This is a genomic window from Streptomyces sp. NPDC093149 (assembly GCF_044754145.1).
Lineage (GTDB): Bacteria > Actinomycetota > Actinomycetes > Streptomycetales > Streptomycetaceae > Streptomyces.
On record NZ_JBIVON010000004.1, the window covers coordinates 193,021 to 206,790 of the forward strand.

Genomic DNA, 13,770 nt, shown 5'->3' on the forward strand with positions numbered 1-13,770 from the left:
GATCCGGGCGACGGCTCCGGCGAGCTTCCACGGCCTTCGCTCGCCTACGGCCTCAACTACTCGCCTTTGGCGGCATTTTCCCTGTTGAGGTAGTTGTAGACGGTGAAGCGGCTGACCCCCAGCGCGCCCGCCACGGTCTCCACACCGTGCCGCACGGAAAAGGCACCGCGTGCCTCCAGGGTCCGCACCACCGACTGTTTGGTCTTGCGGTCGAGCTCGGCGAGCGGCATGCCGAGGCGGCGTTCCATGGCGGCCAGGATGTGGTCGAGCGACTCCGAGAGCTGGGGCAGCCGGACGGCTATGACGTCCTCACCCTCCCAGGCCAGCACGATGTCGTCGGCCTGCGCCTGATCGGGCCCGAGCAGCTCGGCGCCCATGGCGTCGACGAGCGGCTTGACCGCGGTGACGAGGGGGTGGTCCGCCGGTTCGGTCACTTCGACTCCTCCCCGATGACGTTGACCTGGAGCGACACCCGGGTGGCACCCGATGCCAGCGCGCTGCGCAGCAGGGAGTCCACCGCGGTGAGCACCTGGTCCGCGCCGCCCTCCGCCGTGTTGCCGAAGGGACCGACGTCCACGGCGTCCAGGTCGGCCGACTGGATGACCTCGCGGGCCACGACCGCGTGGGCGGGCGCCTCGTCGAGATCGAAGGGCTCGGTGGTGAACTCCACTCGCAAGCGCACTGTGTCTCCCTCATGTTCTCGCCGCACCTGCGTGAGGCCACGACTCGGGGCCGACCTTAACGGACGGGGACCGGGGGCGTCCGGTGACGATGCGCCTCAGAACCTGCCGGGTGGCCTCGGACCGGATGGCGGGCGCGGTCCGGTGCGTGCGGCTTTGAGGCGGAGGAGGGAGCCGGATGGGCTCTCCCCTGCTCGAACGCGGCCGAGAGCTCGGGGAAGGAGCATCGGCGACCGACGACGACGCGGGAAGCGCGCGTGCCGGGGCGTGACCGCCCGGTCGAAGGTCACCCGGCAGGCTCTCAGCCGCGGGACGGGCCCTTCCCCGCGTACGGCAGCACACAGACGGCCACCGGGGCGGGGAAGGCGCCACCGGTGCGGGTCAGCTTCCCGCCCTTCCCGTCGACCCGGAAGACCGTCACCGTGCTCGACTTCTGGTTGGCCGCGAAGAGCAGCCCTCCGTCCGGCGAGAAGGCGATCTGCCGGGGGAAGTCGCCGCCCACCGGCACGGTGCCGAGCAGCCTCAGCGCGGCCCCGTCGTCCTCGACGGCGTAGCGCGTCAGGCTGTTGTGGCCCCGATTGGCCAGGTAGGCGAACCGTCCGTCGCCGGTGACCAGGAACTGCGCCGGATAGCTGGTCCCGGCACCGGTTCCGGTGGACTGCGGGGCGCCCGGGGACAGGGTGCCGGTGGCCGGGTCGTACCCGCAGACGACGGCGGTGTTGTCGACCTCGCAGGCCAGGTAGGCGTGGCGGCCACCCGGGTGGAACGTGAGGTGCCGCGGCCCGGCTCCGGGGCGCAGGGCCGCGTACGAGACCTGGGCGAGCGTGCCGCGCTCCTCGTCCAGCCGGTACGTGTACACGGCGTCGTTGCCGAGGTCCACGGCGAGGACGTGGCCGCCGTCGGGGGTGGTGACGATCTGGTGGGCGTGCGGCCCGTCCTGGCCGGGGCCGGGCGGCGGCGCCGCGTGGGCGACCAGGTCCGTGCGCTCCCCCAGTGAGCCGTCGTCCCCGATGGGGTGCACCGCGACACTGCCGGAGGCGTAGTTCGCTGTGAGCAGCCACCTTCCCGTGGGATGGACGGAGAGTTGGGTGGGGCCCGCCCCGCCGGTGCCGCGGGTTCCGAGCACCCGATGGGTGCCGTCCGCCGACAGGGCGACGGCCGTCACCCCGCCCCGGTCCTGCTCGTCGACCGCGTAGACGGTGGTTCCCGAGGGATGCATCGCCAGGTAGGAGGGGTTGTCAACGCCGGTGATCACGGGGCCGGCGGAGATCGCTCCGGTGGTGGCGTCGTACGAGGCCGTGCCGATTCCCCTGCCCCCGCCCTCGGCCGATGTGTATGTGCCGAGCAGCAGCCGCCGGACGGTGCCCGAGCGCGAACCGACCACGGGCGCGGGGTCCGCCGCTGCCCCCGGAGGCCTGGAGGAGCCGGGCGGGGCGGGGGCCACGGACAGGGCGGCACCGGCGATCAGGGCTCCGAGGACGGTGCGCCGGCTGGTGGCGTGGTTCATGCGAGGCACCTCGTGTGGGGGGTCGGCGGCATCGGACGCACCTGCCACCCTGGCCCGCCCCGGACCCCGTCGGCAACCGGCGCAATTCCGGCCCCACCTCGCAGAACCCGCACGAAGTCACCCGGCCCGAATTCCGGGCACCCCCTTGACAGGCCCTCCAACGCCGGGCAATCTTCCGTTCAGTAGAAACTAACTTCCGCTATACGGAAGGAGCGCCGAAACCCTCATGGGCTACCCGGACCAGCGCTTCGATGTGAACCTTTCGATCCTCTTCACGGAACTCCCGCTCCTGGAGCGTCCCGCGGCCGCCGCCGCGGCGGGCTTCACGGCGGTCGAGCTGTGGTGGCCCTGGATCGAGACCCCCACTCCGCCGCAGGCCGAGCTCGACGCCCTCAAGAAGGCGCTCGGCGACGCGGGCACACAGTTGGTGGGACTGAACTTCTACGCCGGGCAGCTGCCCGGCCCCGACCGCGGCGCGCTCTCCGTGCCCGGCACGGAGTCGGACCGCTTCCGCGCCAACATCGAGGTGGCGGCCGACTTCGCCGCCTCGGTCGGCTGCAAGGCGCTCAACGCGCTCTACGGCAACCGCGTCGACGGCGTGGACCCGGCCACGCAGGACGAACTCGCCCTGGAGAACCTGGTCGTCGCCGCCCGCGCGGCCGACCGGATCGGGGCGATCCTGCTGATCGAGACCCTCAACAAGCCGGAATCGCCGCGCTACCCCCTGGTCAGCGCGCCCGCCGGCATCGAGGTCGTCGACAAGGTCAACGCGGCGACAGGGCTCGGGAACGCGAAGTTCCTGCTCGACCTGTACCACCTGTCGATGAACGGCGAGGACCTCGGCCGGGCCATCGCGGAATACGCCGACCGGACCGGCCACGTCCAGATCGCCGACAACCCGGGGCGCGGCGCGCCAGGCACCGGCTCGCTCCCGCTGGAGCAGCTCCTCGACGAGCTGACGAAGGCCGGTTACGACGGCTGGGTCGGCCTGGAGTACAAGCCGGGCGACCGGCCGAGCGCCGAGGCCTTCGAGTGGCTCCCGGTCACCGCGCGGGCCGCCCGCTGAGGGCGGCGAACTCCCCCTCGTACACACGCTCAATCGGAAGGCACCCTCATGAGCAACAACCTCCCCAAGGTCGCATGGATCGGACTCGGCATCATGGGCTCCCCCATGTCCGAGAACCTGATCAAGGCCGGGTACGACGTCACCGGTCACACCCTGGAGCAGGACAAGATCGACCGGCTGGTCGCGGCCGGCGGCACGGGCGCGGGCTCGATCGCCGAGGCGGTCCGGGACGCCGATGTCATCATCACGATGGTGCCCGCCTCCCCTCAGGTCGAGGCCATCGCGTACGGCCCCGGCGGCATCCTGGAGAACGCGAGGCGCGGGGCGCTGCTGATCGACATGTCGTCGATCACGCCGCAGACCTCCGTGGACCTGGCGAAGAACGCGAAGGACAAGGGCATCCGGGTGCTGGACGCCCCGGTCTCCGGCGGTGAGGCCGGCGCGATCGAGGCCGTGCTGTCGATCATGGTCGGCGGCGAGCAGGCCGACTTCGACGCCGCGCAGCCGATCCTCCAGGCACTCGGCAAGACCATCGTGCTGTGCGGTCCGCACGGCTCGGGCCAGACGGTGAAGGCCGCCAACCAGCTGATCGTCGCGGTCAACATCCAGGCGTGTGCCGAGGCGGTCGTCTTCCTGGAGAAGTCCGGCGTGGACCTCGCCGCCGCGCTGGATGTGCTCAACGGCGGACTGGCCGGCTCGACGGTCCTGACCCGTAAGAAGGACAACTTCCTGAAGCGGGACTTCGCGCCGGGCTTCCGGATCGACCTGCACCACAAGGACATGGGCATCGTCACGGACGCCGCTCGCAACGTCGGCGCCGCGCTGCCCGTCGGCGCCGTGGTCGCCCAGCTGGTCGCCTCGCTGCGCGCCCAGGGCGACGGCGGCCTGGACCACTCGGCACTGCTGCGCTCGGTCGAGCGCCTGTCGGGTCGGCCGGTCCGGGCCTGACCGGCCGGGCCCCGCCGGGCCCGGCAACCAGAGACTTCCGGATGGCGTCGGCGCTGACACCTGTCCTGTCGCGCCCAGGCGTCGACGCCATCCGGAACACCAGACCCCTATTTTCAACAAACTGTTGACGTCGGGTTCGGGGCGTACCTACGCTCCTGGAGCCCTGAACCGTCGCAGTTCAGCAGCTCAGCAGCTCCCGTACGGAAGGTCGCCCCGACACCATGACGCAGCGTGTGCTTACGACCGAGTCAGGCGCCCCGGTCGCCGACAATCAGAACTCCGCCACCGCCGGCGTCGGTGGCCCGATCCTCCTCCAGGACCAGCACCTCCTGGAGAAGCTGGCGCGCTTCAACCGGGAGCGCATTCCGGAGCGCGTGGTCCACGCCCGCGGTTCCGGCGCGTACGGCTACTTCGAAGTGACCGACGACATCACGGCCTTCACCCGCGCCGACTTCCTCTCCGCGGTGGGCAAGCGCACCGAGACGTTCATCCGCTTCTCGACCGTCGCCGACTCGCTGGGCGGCGCGGACGCGGTGCGCGACCCTCGCGGCTTCGCCCTCAAGTTCTACACGGACGAGGGCAATTACGACCTGGTCGGCAACAACACCCCGGTGTTCTTCATCAAGGACCCGATCAAGTTCCCCGACTTCATCCACTCGCAGAAGCGCGACCCGTTCACGGGCCGTCAGGAGCCGGACAACGTCTGGGACTTCTGGGCCCACGCCCCCGAGGCCACGCACCAGGTCACCTGGCTGATGGGCGACCGGGGCATCCCCGCCTCGTACCGCCACATGAACGGCTACGGCTCGCACACGTACCAGTGGACGAACGCCGAGGGCGAGGCCTTCTTCGTCAAGTACCACTTCAAGACGAACCAGGGGGTGCGCTCCCTCTCCAGCGAGCAGGCCGCCGAACTCGCGGGCAAGGACGGCAATTCGCACCAGACGGACCTGCTGCAGGCCATCGAGCGCGGGGTGAACCCGTCCTGGACCCTGTACGTGCAGGTCATGCCGGCCGCCGAGGCCGCCGACTACCGCTTCAACCCGTTCGACCTGACCAAGGTGTGGCCGCACGCGGACTACCCGCTGCAGCGGGTGGGCCGACTGGTTCTCGACCGCAACCCGGACAACGTCTTCGCCGAGGTCGAGCAGGCCGCGTTCTCCCCGAACAACTTCGTGCCCGGCATCGGCCCGTCCCCGGACAAGATGCTCCAGGGCCGGCTGTTCGCCTACGCGGACGCGCACCGCTACCGGCTGGGCGTCAACCACACCCAGCTCCCGGTGAACGCGCCGCGCACCGCGGTCGTCGACAACTACGGCCGGGACGGGCTGCACGCCACGCGCAACGGCGGGCGCCACGACAAGAACTACGAGCCCAACTCGTACGCGGGCCCCGCCCAGACCGACGCGGCGCTCTCCGCCCCGCTCGCGATCCACGGCTGGACCGGCACCCACGCGGCACCCGCCCACACCAAGGACGACGACTTCTTCCAGGCCGGTGAGCTGTACCGGCTGATGTCCGAGGACGAGAAGGGCCGACTGGTCGCCAACATCGCCGGGGGACTGTCCCAGGTGACCCGCGACGACGTGATCGAGAAGAACCTCGCCCACTTCCACGCCGCCGACGCCGACTACGGCAAGCGCGTGGAGGAGGCCGTCCGCGCCCTGCGCGAGGACTGAGCCTCCCCCTGAGCCCTGCCCGCGCCGCGTACCTGGATGAGGGGTCTCGTACGGCGCGGGCAGGACGAGGTCGCGGCGGCCGTGCGATGCCAGTGCGGTGGTGAGGGCAGGGGTGTCCCGCCTCCTGACCTGAAGGAGACGAGGCCCTCCGGCCCGATCGCCGCCGCCGCGACCCCTGTTCTGCTCCATCCGTGCCAGGGCGCGGAGTACGGATACGGTCCCGTACTCCGCGCCCTTCCTCGTGTTCCGCTCCGCCGGCCGCACGCCCCTCGCCACGCGCCCTTCGCCACGCGCCCCTCGCCACGCGCCCTTCGCCACGCGCCCCTCGCCACGCGCCCCTCGCCACGCGCCCCTCGCCACGCGCCCCTCGCCACGCGCCCCTCGCCACGCGCCCCTCGCCACGCGCCCTTCGCCACACCCCGGCCCCGGACTCGGACTCGGCACGCTCGTCCACGCCCCGATCCCGCAGTCCGCGAGCCCGTTCACTTCCCGGTCCCCCGGCCCGCCGGTCCCCGCCCGCAGCGGGTTCCGTTCTCGCGCGCCGGCGGAGAAGGACGAGCCGGGTCTCATGCCTGTGGCCCCCGTCCCCTATTCCCGGGGGCGGGGGCCACGGACGGACCGGCGTGCGGTCAGGAGGCCGCGAGCGGGCGGATCGCGGTCGGGGCGTGGGACGGCTCCGTCGCGATGTCCTCGAACTCGTTGACGGACGCGATGTCCGTACCGCTCATCGCGATGTTCGTCACGCGCTCCAGGATCGCCTCGACCACCACCGGCACCCGGAACTCCGCGGCCAGCTTCTTCGCCTCCTCGAAGGCCGGGAGCAGCCGGTCCGGCTCGGTGACTCGGATGGCCTTGCAGCCCAGGCCCTCGACGACCTTGACGTGGTCGACGCCGTAGACACCGAGCTCCGGCGAGTTGAGGTTCTCGAACTCCAGGTTGACCTGGAAGTCGATGTCGAAGTTGCGCTGTGCCTGGCGGATCAGCCCCAGGTAGGAGTTGTTCACCAGGACATGGACGTACGGGATCCGGTGCTGCGCGCCGACCGCCAGCTCCTCCAGCATGAACTGGAAGTCGTAGTCGCCCGAGAGCGCGACGACGGAACCGTCCGGGTCCGCGGTGGCGACGCCGAGCGCGGCCGGGATGGTCCAGCCGAGCGGGCCCGCCTGGCCGCAGTTGATCCAGTGGCGCGGCCGGTAGACGTGCAGCATCTGCGCACCGGCGATCTGGGAGAGGCCGATCGTGGTGACGTACCGGGTCTCGGGACCGAAGGCCCGGTTCATCTCCTCGTACACCCGCTGCGGCTTCAGCGGCACGTTGTCGAAGTGCGTGCGGCGCTGCAGCGTGGCCCGGCGTTCCTGGGTGGAAGCGGCCCACTCCGAGCGGTCCTTGAGCCGTCCGGCCGCCTTCAGCTCGCGCGCCACCTCGACGAACAGCTCCAGCGCGGCCTTGGCGTCGGAGGCGATGCCGAGATCGGGCGCGAAGATCTTGCCGAGCTGGGTGGGCTCGATGTCCACATGGACGAAGGTGCGGCCCCGGGTGTAGACGTCGAGCTTGCCGGTGTGGCGGTTGGCCCAGCGGTTGCCGATGCCGAGGACGAAGTCGGACTCCAGGAAGTTCGCGTTGCCGTAGCGGTGCGAGGTCTGCAGGCCGACCATGCCCGCGTTCAGCTCGTGGTCGTCGGCGATGATGCCCCAGCCCATCAGGGTCGGGACGACCGGAACCCCGGTCAGTTCGGCGAATTCCACGAGGAGTTCGGATGCGTCGGCGTTGATGACGCCGCCGCCCGCGACGAGCAGCGGACGCTCCGACGCGTTCAGCATCTCCACCGCGCGCTCGATCTGCTTGCGGGTCGCGGCGGGCTTGTGCACCGGCAGCGGCTCGTACAGGTCGGGGTCGAACTCGATCTCGGTGAGCTGGACATCGATGGGCAGGTCGATGAGGACCGGGCCGGGACGGCCGGAGCGCATCAGATGGAAGGCCCGCTGGAAGACGCCCGGGACCTGGGCGGCTTCGAGGACGGTCGTCGCGGCCTTGGTGACGGGCGCCGCGATCGAGGCGATGTCGACCGCCTGGAAGTCCTCCTTGTGAAGCACGGCGGTCGGGGCCTGGCCGGTGATGCAGAGGATCGGGACGGAGTCGGCGATGGCGGAGTAGAGGCCGGTGATCATGTCGGTGCCGGCCGGCCCCGACGTGCCGATGCAGACGCCGATGTTGCCCGGCCGCGCGCGGGTGTAGCCCTCCGCCATGTGGGAGGCGCCCTCGACATGGCGGGCGAGCGTGTGATGAACCCCGCCGGAGGCCTTGAGGGCCGCGTAGAAGGGGTTGATCGCCGCACCCGGCACACCGAAGGCGTTGCTGACGCCTTCGCGCTTGAGGATCTCAACTGCCGCTCGGGCAGCGGTCATTCGAGGCATTGAGTGCTCCTGCTCGGACCTGGTGGATTCGGGCTCTGTCGCGCCACCTGAGAGCACCAATTCCGCATTACGGAAAGTTGATTCTGTTATACGGAAGTAAATCTAAAGCGCGGTCGGGCGACCGTCAAGGGAGTCCGGGCGACCGGACCCCTGCGCGCACAGGGCCGCGAAGTCGGCCAAGTCGCTCCCCGGGACCTCGCTCCTGGTGGACCATGGGGGGACGGAGCGGAGCCGGCCCGTATCGGTCGCCGCCGGCGCGTTCCGGTGTGCCGAGGTGTCCGGTCGCAGGGGCGCGCGGGCCGGAGGGAGATCATGGTGGAGTCGGTGCCGGTACGCTGCCCGGCCTGCCGCCGCGACCACACGTACGGCCCGCCGGCCTACCCCTGCCCGTGCGGTGCGCCGACCTCACCGCCCGTGCTGCACGGCGCCCCGGTCGTACCGATCACGCACCGCACCTGGATCGACGACTGGGTGACGGTGCGCTGTCGTACCTGCGGGCGCCACGACCAGTGGCCGCAGCCGGAGCTGTGCTGCCCGTGCGGGGCCGTGCTGCGGATACCGGTGCGTCCGTCGGCCGAGGGCGACGGCCCCGCCCCGGCCGACCGGTCCCGGCCCGACCGTCCCGCACACATTCCGCTGCCGCGTACGGCGCCGCCGCCCCGGCCGGCGTTCCGGCCCCTGCCCATCCATACGGCGCACGAGGCGGTCGCGAGCGCCGCCCGGTATCTGAAGTGGCTGGGCTACCGCGATGTCCTGCGGCCGGCGGACCGTTCCCCGGACCGGATAGACCTGCGGGCCACCGGGCTGATCGTCCAGGTCGACACCGCCCCCCTCCCGACCGCTCTGCGCGATGTCGAGTGCCTCTGGCTGAACGCGCTCACCACGTCCGTCACCAGCGTGTTCTTCTCACTCGCGGGCTACGCGCAGGACGCCCGGGCACGCGCGGACGGCCTCGGCATGCCGCTCTTCGCGCTGGACCCGGCGGGAACGCCGCGGCCGGTCAACAGCCCCGCGGACGAGCTGATCAGCACCGGCGCCTGAGACCCACCGGCACCGGGCGCGGCACCCGCATGCGCCGGTCGGTCCGCGCGTTCTACGGAGCGCCATACTGGCCGCATGCGTATCCGTACCGCCCGCCGCTCCGACCTTCCACTGCTGCAGGACATCGAGCGCGCCGCCGGTGAACCGTTCCGCGCGCTCGGCATGTCCGCCATCGCGGACGACGACCCGCCGGCGCTCGACCTGCTGGACGACTACCGCCGGGCCGGCCGCGCCTGGGTGGCCGTCGACGCCGGCGACCGCCCGGTCGGCTATCTGATCGCCGACCCGGTCGAGGGCGCGGCCCACATCGAGCAGGTGTCCGTCCATCCCTCCGCCGCACGACGCGGTCTGGGCAGCACGCTCATCGACCACCTCGCCGAGTGGGCCGCCGGCCGGCGACTGGACGCGCTCACACTGACGACCTTCTCCCACGTCCCGTGGAACGCCCCGTACTACACCCGGCTCGGCTTCCGCGTGCTCATGGACGCCGAACTCACCGACGGCCTGCGGAAGATCAGGGCGGAGGAGGCCGAACACGGCCTGGACCGCTGGCCCAGGGTCTGCATGCGACGCGAGATCCCGCACGCCGCACACGGACCGCTCCCCAGCGGAACCGACCGGCAACAGTGAGTGCAATCGGTCACGTTCGGGCCAGGGGCCACAAATGTTCGGTCTCTTGTCGGTGGCGGGCCTTAAGGTAGGGGCATGGCTTTAACTCCACGGCACATGCCACCCACCGACCCGTTGCACACCACCCGACCTGTGTCCCCGTCCGCCGCCCAGGCGAACGAGGCGATACGGGCGTTGGTCGACGCGCGAGCCGGCCAGGACTGGTCCTCCGTGGAGTCCGCCGCCTACGAGGTACTGCTGATCGAATGGGCGGCGGCGACCCGGGGCGTCGCCGGCGACATCATCGAGGCCGCCTGACGACGCCACGGGGGATCTCCATGCACACACCCGGGGCCCGTCGTTCGGGTCAGGCCGGGCTCGCGTGCCCCTCGCCGAGATGCCCTGATCCGGACGGTGGGGCCTGGCGGCCGTAGACCTCCCGCAGTTCGATCTTCCGGACCTTCCCGCTGACCGTCATCGGGAAGCTCTCCAGGATCTGCAGGCGGCGCGGGATCTTGTAGTGCGCCAACTGTCCGTGGCAGTGGTCCCTCACCTCCTCCAGAGTCGGCGGGTCCGCCGGGTCCCTCGGGATGACGCAGGCCAGGACCTCCTCGCCGTACGTGTCGTCCGGTACACCCACCACCTGTACGTCCGCGACCTTCGGGTGCCGGTGGAGGAACTCCTCCACCTCCCTCGGGTACACGTTCTCGCCACCACGGATGATCATGTCCTTGATCCGGCCGACGATCTGCACGTAGCCGTCCTCCCGCATCACGGCGAGATCCCCGGTGTGCATCCAGCGGCCCGCGTCGATCACCTCCGCCGTGCGCTCGGGCTCCTCCCAGTAACCGAGCATCACGCTGTAGCCGCGGGTGCAGAGTTCGCCCGCCGAACCACGCTCCAGGGTCACGCCGGTCACCGGATCGACGATCTTGACCTCGAGGTGCGGCATGACCCGGCCGACGGTACCGGTGCGGCGCTCCAGGTCGTCGTCGCGACGGGTCTGGGTGGAGACCGGCGAGGTCTCCGTCATGCCGTAACAGATGGACACCTCGTCCATGTGCATCTCGGCGACGACCCGCTTCATCACCTCGACCGGGCACGGCGACCCGGCCATGATGCCGGTGCGCAGCGAGGAGAGGTCGTAGGAGGCGAAGTCGGGCAGGTTCAGCTCCGCGATGAACATCGTGGGGACGCCGTACAGCGAGGTGCAGCGCTCCTGCTGAACGGCTGCGAGCACGGCGGCGGCCTCGAATGCCGGGGCCGGTATCACGATGCAGGCACCGTGCGAGGTGATGCCGAGATTCCCCATGACCATGCCGAAGCAGTGGTAGAAGGGGACGGGCAGACAGACCCGGTCCTGTTCGGTGTAGGCGACCAGCTCCCCCACGAAGTAGCCGTTGTTGAGGATGTTGTGGTGGGAGAGGGTGGCGCCCTTCGGGAAGCCGGTGGTACCGGAGGTGTACTGGATGTTGATCGGGTCGTCGCAGGACAGCTCTGCTTCCCTGGCGGCGAGTTGTTCGACCGTGACCGATCCCGCCGCGGCCAGCAGCTCGTCCCAGCTCGGGTCGCCGATGTAGTGCACGGCGCGCAGGGCGGGGCAGTCGGCACGGACCTGCCCGACCAGCGCGCGGTAGTCACTGCTGCGGTGCGAGAGCGAGGCGACCAGGATCGAGATCCCGGCCTGCTTCAGGACGTACTCCAGCTCGTGCGCCCGGTAGGCCGGGTTGACGTTGACCATGACGGCTCCGACGCGGGCGGTGGCGTACTGCATCAGCACCCACTCGGGGCAGTTGATCGCCCAAATGCCGACCCGGTCCCCCTTGGCCACCCCCGACGCCATCAACGCACGGGCCAGCTCGTCGACGGCCGCGCCGAACTCCGAGTACGTCCAACGCCGTCCGGACACGACGTCGACGAGCGCCTCACGCTCGCCGACCGCCTCGACGGCGCGGTCCAGATTGCGTCCGATGGTGTCGTCGAGCAGCGCCGTGGTCCCGGTGCCGTGCGCGTAGGACAGCTCGCTCATCGCAGATCCCCCTCGTCGTACTCGGTGCCGGTGCCGCGGGCCGTGCGCTCGCGCAGCTCGATGCGGCGGATCTTGCCGGAGACGGTCTTGGGCAGCTCGGCGAACTCCAGCCGCCGGATCCGCTTGTACGGGGCGAGAACCGCGCGGGAGTGCTCGAACAGCACCTTCGCCGTGTCGGGTCCGGGCTCCCAGCCCTCCGCGAGCACGACGTACGCCTTCGGCACCGCGAGCCGTACCGGATCGGGGGCCGGCACCACCGCGGCCTCGGCCACCGCCTCGTGCTCCAGCAGGGCGCTCTCCAGCTCGAACGGCGAGATCTTGTAGTCCGACGCCTTGAAGACGTCGTCGGCCCGGCCGACGTAGGTGATGTAGCCGTCCTCGTCGCGGGAGCCGATGTCACCGGTGCGGTAGTAGCCGCCCGCCATGGCCTCGGCGGTCCGGTCCGGGTCGCCGTGGTACCCGGTCATCAGACCCACCGGACGCGCGGACAGATCGAGGGAGATCTCGCCCTCGACCGCGCCCGGCTCGCCGGTGACCGGATCGAGGAGCTCGACCCTGAAACCGGGGCTGGGCCGTCCCATCGAGCCGGCCTTCAGCAGCTGACCGGGGGTGTTGGCGACCTGGACGGCGGTCTCGGTCTGGCCGAAGCCGTCCCGGATGGTGACGCCCCACGTGCGTCGCACCGTCTCGATGACCTCCGGGTTCAGCGGCTCACCGGCCGCGACGACCTCGCGCGGCGGGGTCTTCAGCTGGGAGAGGTCGGCCTGGATGAGCATCCGCCAGACGGTGGGCGGGGCGCAGAAGCTGGTGACGCCCGAGCGGTCCATCTCGGCCATCAGCCGGCCCGCGTCGAAGCGGGTGTAGTTGAAGATGAAGACGGTCGCCTCGGCGCTCCAGGGTGCGAAGAGGTTGGACCAGGCGTGCTTGGCCCAGCCGGGCGAGGAGATGTTGAGGTGGACGTCCCCGGGCTTGAGGCCGATCCAGTACATCGTCGACAAATGACCCACGGGGTAGGAGACGTGGGTGTGCTCGACGAGCTTGGGGCTGGCGGTCGTGCCGGAGGTGAAGTACAGCATCAGCGGCTCGTCGGCGTCCGTCTCCCGGTCCGCCTCGAAGGTCTCCGGCTGCGCGTCGGCACCGGTGTAGGACAGCCAGCCGGGCACGTCCGCGCCGATGGCGATCCGGGTGTAGTCGCCGGGCACTTCCGTGAACTTGGCGGTGTCGGTGTCCCGTACCAGAACGTGCCGGACCCGGCCGCGTTCCACCCGGTCGCGCAGATCGACCGGGCCGAGGAGGGGGGTCGCGGGGATGACGACGGCGCGCAGCTTCATCGCGGCGAGGGCGGTCTCCCACAGCTCGACCTGGTTGCCGAGCATGACGAGGATCCGGTCCCCGGCCCGTACCCCCTGGGCACGCAGCCAGTTCGCGGCCCGGTTGGAGCGGGCGGACATCCGCGCGAAGGACACCTCGGTACGGCCGCCGTCCTCCTCCACGATGTGCAGGGCGGTGCGGTCGTTGTTCTCGGCGATGGCGTCGAACCAGTCGAGTGCCCAGTTGAAGTGTTCCGTCCGCGGCCAGCGGAAGCCCTCGTAGGCGGCGTGGTAGTCCTCGCGGTGCCGCAGCAGAAAGTCCCGGGCGGCCCGGAACTTCTCCGTCGCGCTGGTTGCCGACATGTGCCCTCCTCATTGCGGACCGGTCGTTTAACATCATGTAAACAGTGACCGAGGTCTCACCACCCCCGAACGGGGGTGCAGCCGGAAGGCTGCCGAGGATCCTGGCCCGGCCGAGGTCTTCAGT

General features: G+C 70.8%; 12 protein-coding genes. 6 read left to right on the plus strand and 6 right to left on the minus strand.

Annotated elements, in window-relative coordinates; translation table 11 throughout:
• Nucleotides 1-56: 56 nt before the first annotated feature.
• The 3 genes from ACIQCZ_RS14495 to ACIQCZ_RS14505 form a co-directional block, all read right to left on the minus strand.
• A complete protein-coding gene (locus ACIQCZ_RS14495) occupies nucleotides 57-434 on the minus strand; it encodes a helix-turn-helix domain-containing protein (protein WP_351073638.1) in 378 nt (125 codons plus the stop codon).
• The gene (locus ACIQCZ_RS14500; RefSeq protein WP_376322613.1) at nucleotides 431-682 is read right to left on the minus strand and encodes a hypothetical protein; all 252 of its coding nucleotides are present in this window, start codon (nucleotides 680-682) and stop codon (nucleotides 431-433) included. The genes ACIQCZ_RS14495 and ACIQCZ_RS14500 overlap by 4 nt, the downstream gene beginning before the upstream one ends.
• Nucleotides 683-981: 299 nt before the next feature.
• Nucleotides 982-2,187 carry a lactonase family protein gene (locus ACIQCZ_RS14505; protein ID WP_402282411.1) on the minus strand — a complete coding sequence of 402 codons (1,206 nt, stop codon included), beginning with the start codon at nucleotides 2,185-2,187 and terminating at the stop codon, nucleotides 982-984.
• 226 nt (nucleotides 2,188-2,413) lie between these two features.
• Here ACIQCZ_RS14505 and ACIQCZ_RS14510 point away from each other — a divergent pair, with 226 nt between their 5' ends.
• The 3 genes from ACIQCZ_RS14510 (at nucleotide 2,414) to ACIQCZ_RS14520 (ending at nucleotide 5,880) form a co-directional block, all read left to right on the plus strand.
• Complete coding sequence (locus ACIQCZ_RS14510) at nucleotides 2,414-3,253, plus strand: TIM barrel protein (protein ID WP_402282413.1); 840 nt, start codon at nucleotides 2,414-2,416, stop codon at nucleotides 3,251-3,253.
• Between the two features lie 48 nt (nucleotides 3,254-3,301).
• Nucleotides 3,302-4,201 (plus strand): 2-hydroxy-3-oxopropionate reductase, encoded by a 900-nt coding sequence (locus tag ACIQCZ_RS14515; RefSeq protein ID WP_402282414.1) that lies wholly within the window; start codon nucleotides 3,302-3,304, stop codon nucleotides 4,199-4,201.
• 221 nt (nucleotides 4,202-4,422) lie between these two features.
• On the plus strand, nucleotides 4,423-5,880 hold the full coding sequence (locus ACIQCZ_RS14520; RefSeq protein WP_402282416.1) for a catalase: 1,458 nt from the start codon (nucleotides 4,423-4,425) through the stop codon (nucleotides 5,878-5,880).
• Nucleotides 5,881-6,509: 629 nt separating this feature from the next.
• On the opposite strand, the gene gcl is transcribed toward ACIQCZ_RS14520, so the two are convergent.
• Nucleotides 6,510-8,285: a glyoxylate carboligase gene (gene gcl, locus ACIQCZ_RS14525; protein ID WP_402282418.1), complete on the minus strand. Its 1,776-nt coding sequence runs from the start codon at nucleotides 8,283-8,285 to the stop codon at nucleotides 6,510-6,512.
• A 324-nt stretch (nucleotides 8,286-8,609) separates the two neighbouring features.
• Between gcl and ACIQCZ_RS14530 the strand changes: the two genes are divergently transcribed.
• The 3 genes from ACIQCZ_RS14530 to ACIQCZ_RS14540 all read left to right on the plus strand — a co-directional run bounded on the left by ACIQCZ_RS14530 (nucleotide 8,610) and on the right by ACIQCZ_RS14540 (nucleotide 10,262).
• Nucleotides 8,610-9,335: a hypothetical protein gene (locus ACIQCZ_RS14530; RefSeq protein ID WP_402282923.1), complete on the plus strand. Its 726-nt coding sequence runs from the start codon at nucleotides 8,610-8,612 to the stop codon at nucleotides 9,333-9,335.
• Nucleotides 9,336-9,410: 75 nt separating this feature from the next.
• Complete coding sequence (locus ACIQCZ_RS14535; protein ID WP_402282419.1) at nucleotides 9,411-9,965, plus strand: GNAT family N-acetyltransferase; 555 nt, start codon at nucleotides 9,411-9,413, stop codon at nucleotides 9,963-9,965.
• Between the two features lie 75 nt (nucleotides 9,966-10,040).
• On the plus strand, nucleotides 10,041-10,262 hold the full coding sequence (locus ACIQCZ_RS14540) for a hypothetical protein (RefSeq protein ID WP_376216526.1): 222 nt from the start codon (nucleotides 10,041-10,043) through the stop codon (nucleotides 10,260-10,262).
• Nucleotides 10,263-10,311: 49 nt separating this feature from the next.
• Here ACIQCZ_RS14540 and ACIQCZ_RS14545 read toward each other — a convergent pair whose 3' ends face one another.
• Nucleotides 10,312-11,973, minus strand: coding sequence for an AMP-binding protein (locus ACIQCZ_RS14545; protein ID WP_402282420.1), 1,662 nt, complete (start codon nucleotides 11,971-11,973; stop codon nucleotides 10,312-10,314).
• A complete protein-coding gene (locus ACIQCZ_RS14550) occupies nucleotides 11,970-13,646 on the minus strand; it encodes an AMP-binding protein (RefSeq protein WP_402282422.1) in 1,677 nt (558 codons plus the stop codon). The genes ACIQCZ_RS14545 and ACIQCZ_RS14550 overlap by 4 nt, the downstream gene beginning before the upstream one ends.
• Nucleotides 13,647-13,770 lie beyond the last annotated feature (124 nt).

Coding starts and splice junctions, on each gene's coding strand:
- gcl (WP_402282418.1), bottom strand. CDS start 8,285: ATGACCGCTGCCCGAGCGGCAGTTGAGATCCTCAAGCGCGAAGGCGTC.
- ACIQCZ_RS14540 (WP_376216526.1), top strand. CDS start 10,041: ATGGCTTTAACTCCACGGCACATGCCACCCACCGACCCGTTGCACACC.
- ACIQCZ_RS14545 (WP_402282420.1), bottom strand. CDS start 11,973: ATGAGCGAGCTGTCCTACGCGCACGGCACCGGGACCACGGCGCTGCTC.
- ACIQCZ_RS14520 (WP_402282416.1), top strand. CDS start 4,423: ATGACGCAGCGTGTGCTTACGACCGAGTCAGGCGCCCCGGTCGCCGAC.
- ACIQCZ_RS14510 (WP_402282413.1), top strand. CDS start 2,414: ATGGGCTACCCGGACCAGCGCTTCGATGTGAACCTTTCGATCCTCTTC.
- ACIQCZ_RS14505 (WP_402282411.1), bottom strand. CDS start 2,187: ATGAACCACGCCACCAGCCGGCGCACCGTCCTCGGAGCCCTGATCGCC.
- ACIQCZ_RS14550 (WP_402282422.1), bottom strand. CDS start 13,646: ATGTCGGCAACCAGCGCGACGGAGAAGTTCCGGGCCGCCCGGGACTTT.
- ACIQCZ_RS14535 (WP_402282419.1), top strand. CDS start 9,411: ATGCGTATCCGTACCGCCCGCCGCTCCGACCTTCCACTGCTGCAGGAC.
- ACIQCZ_RS14515 (WP_402282414.1), top strand. CDS start 3,302: ATGAGCAACAACCTCCCCAAGGTCGCATGGATCGGACTCGGCATCATG.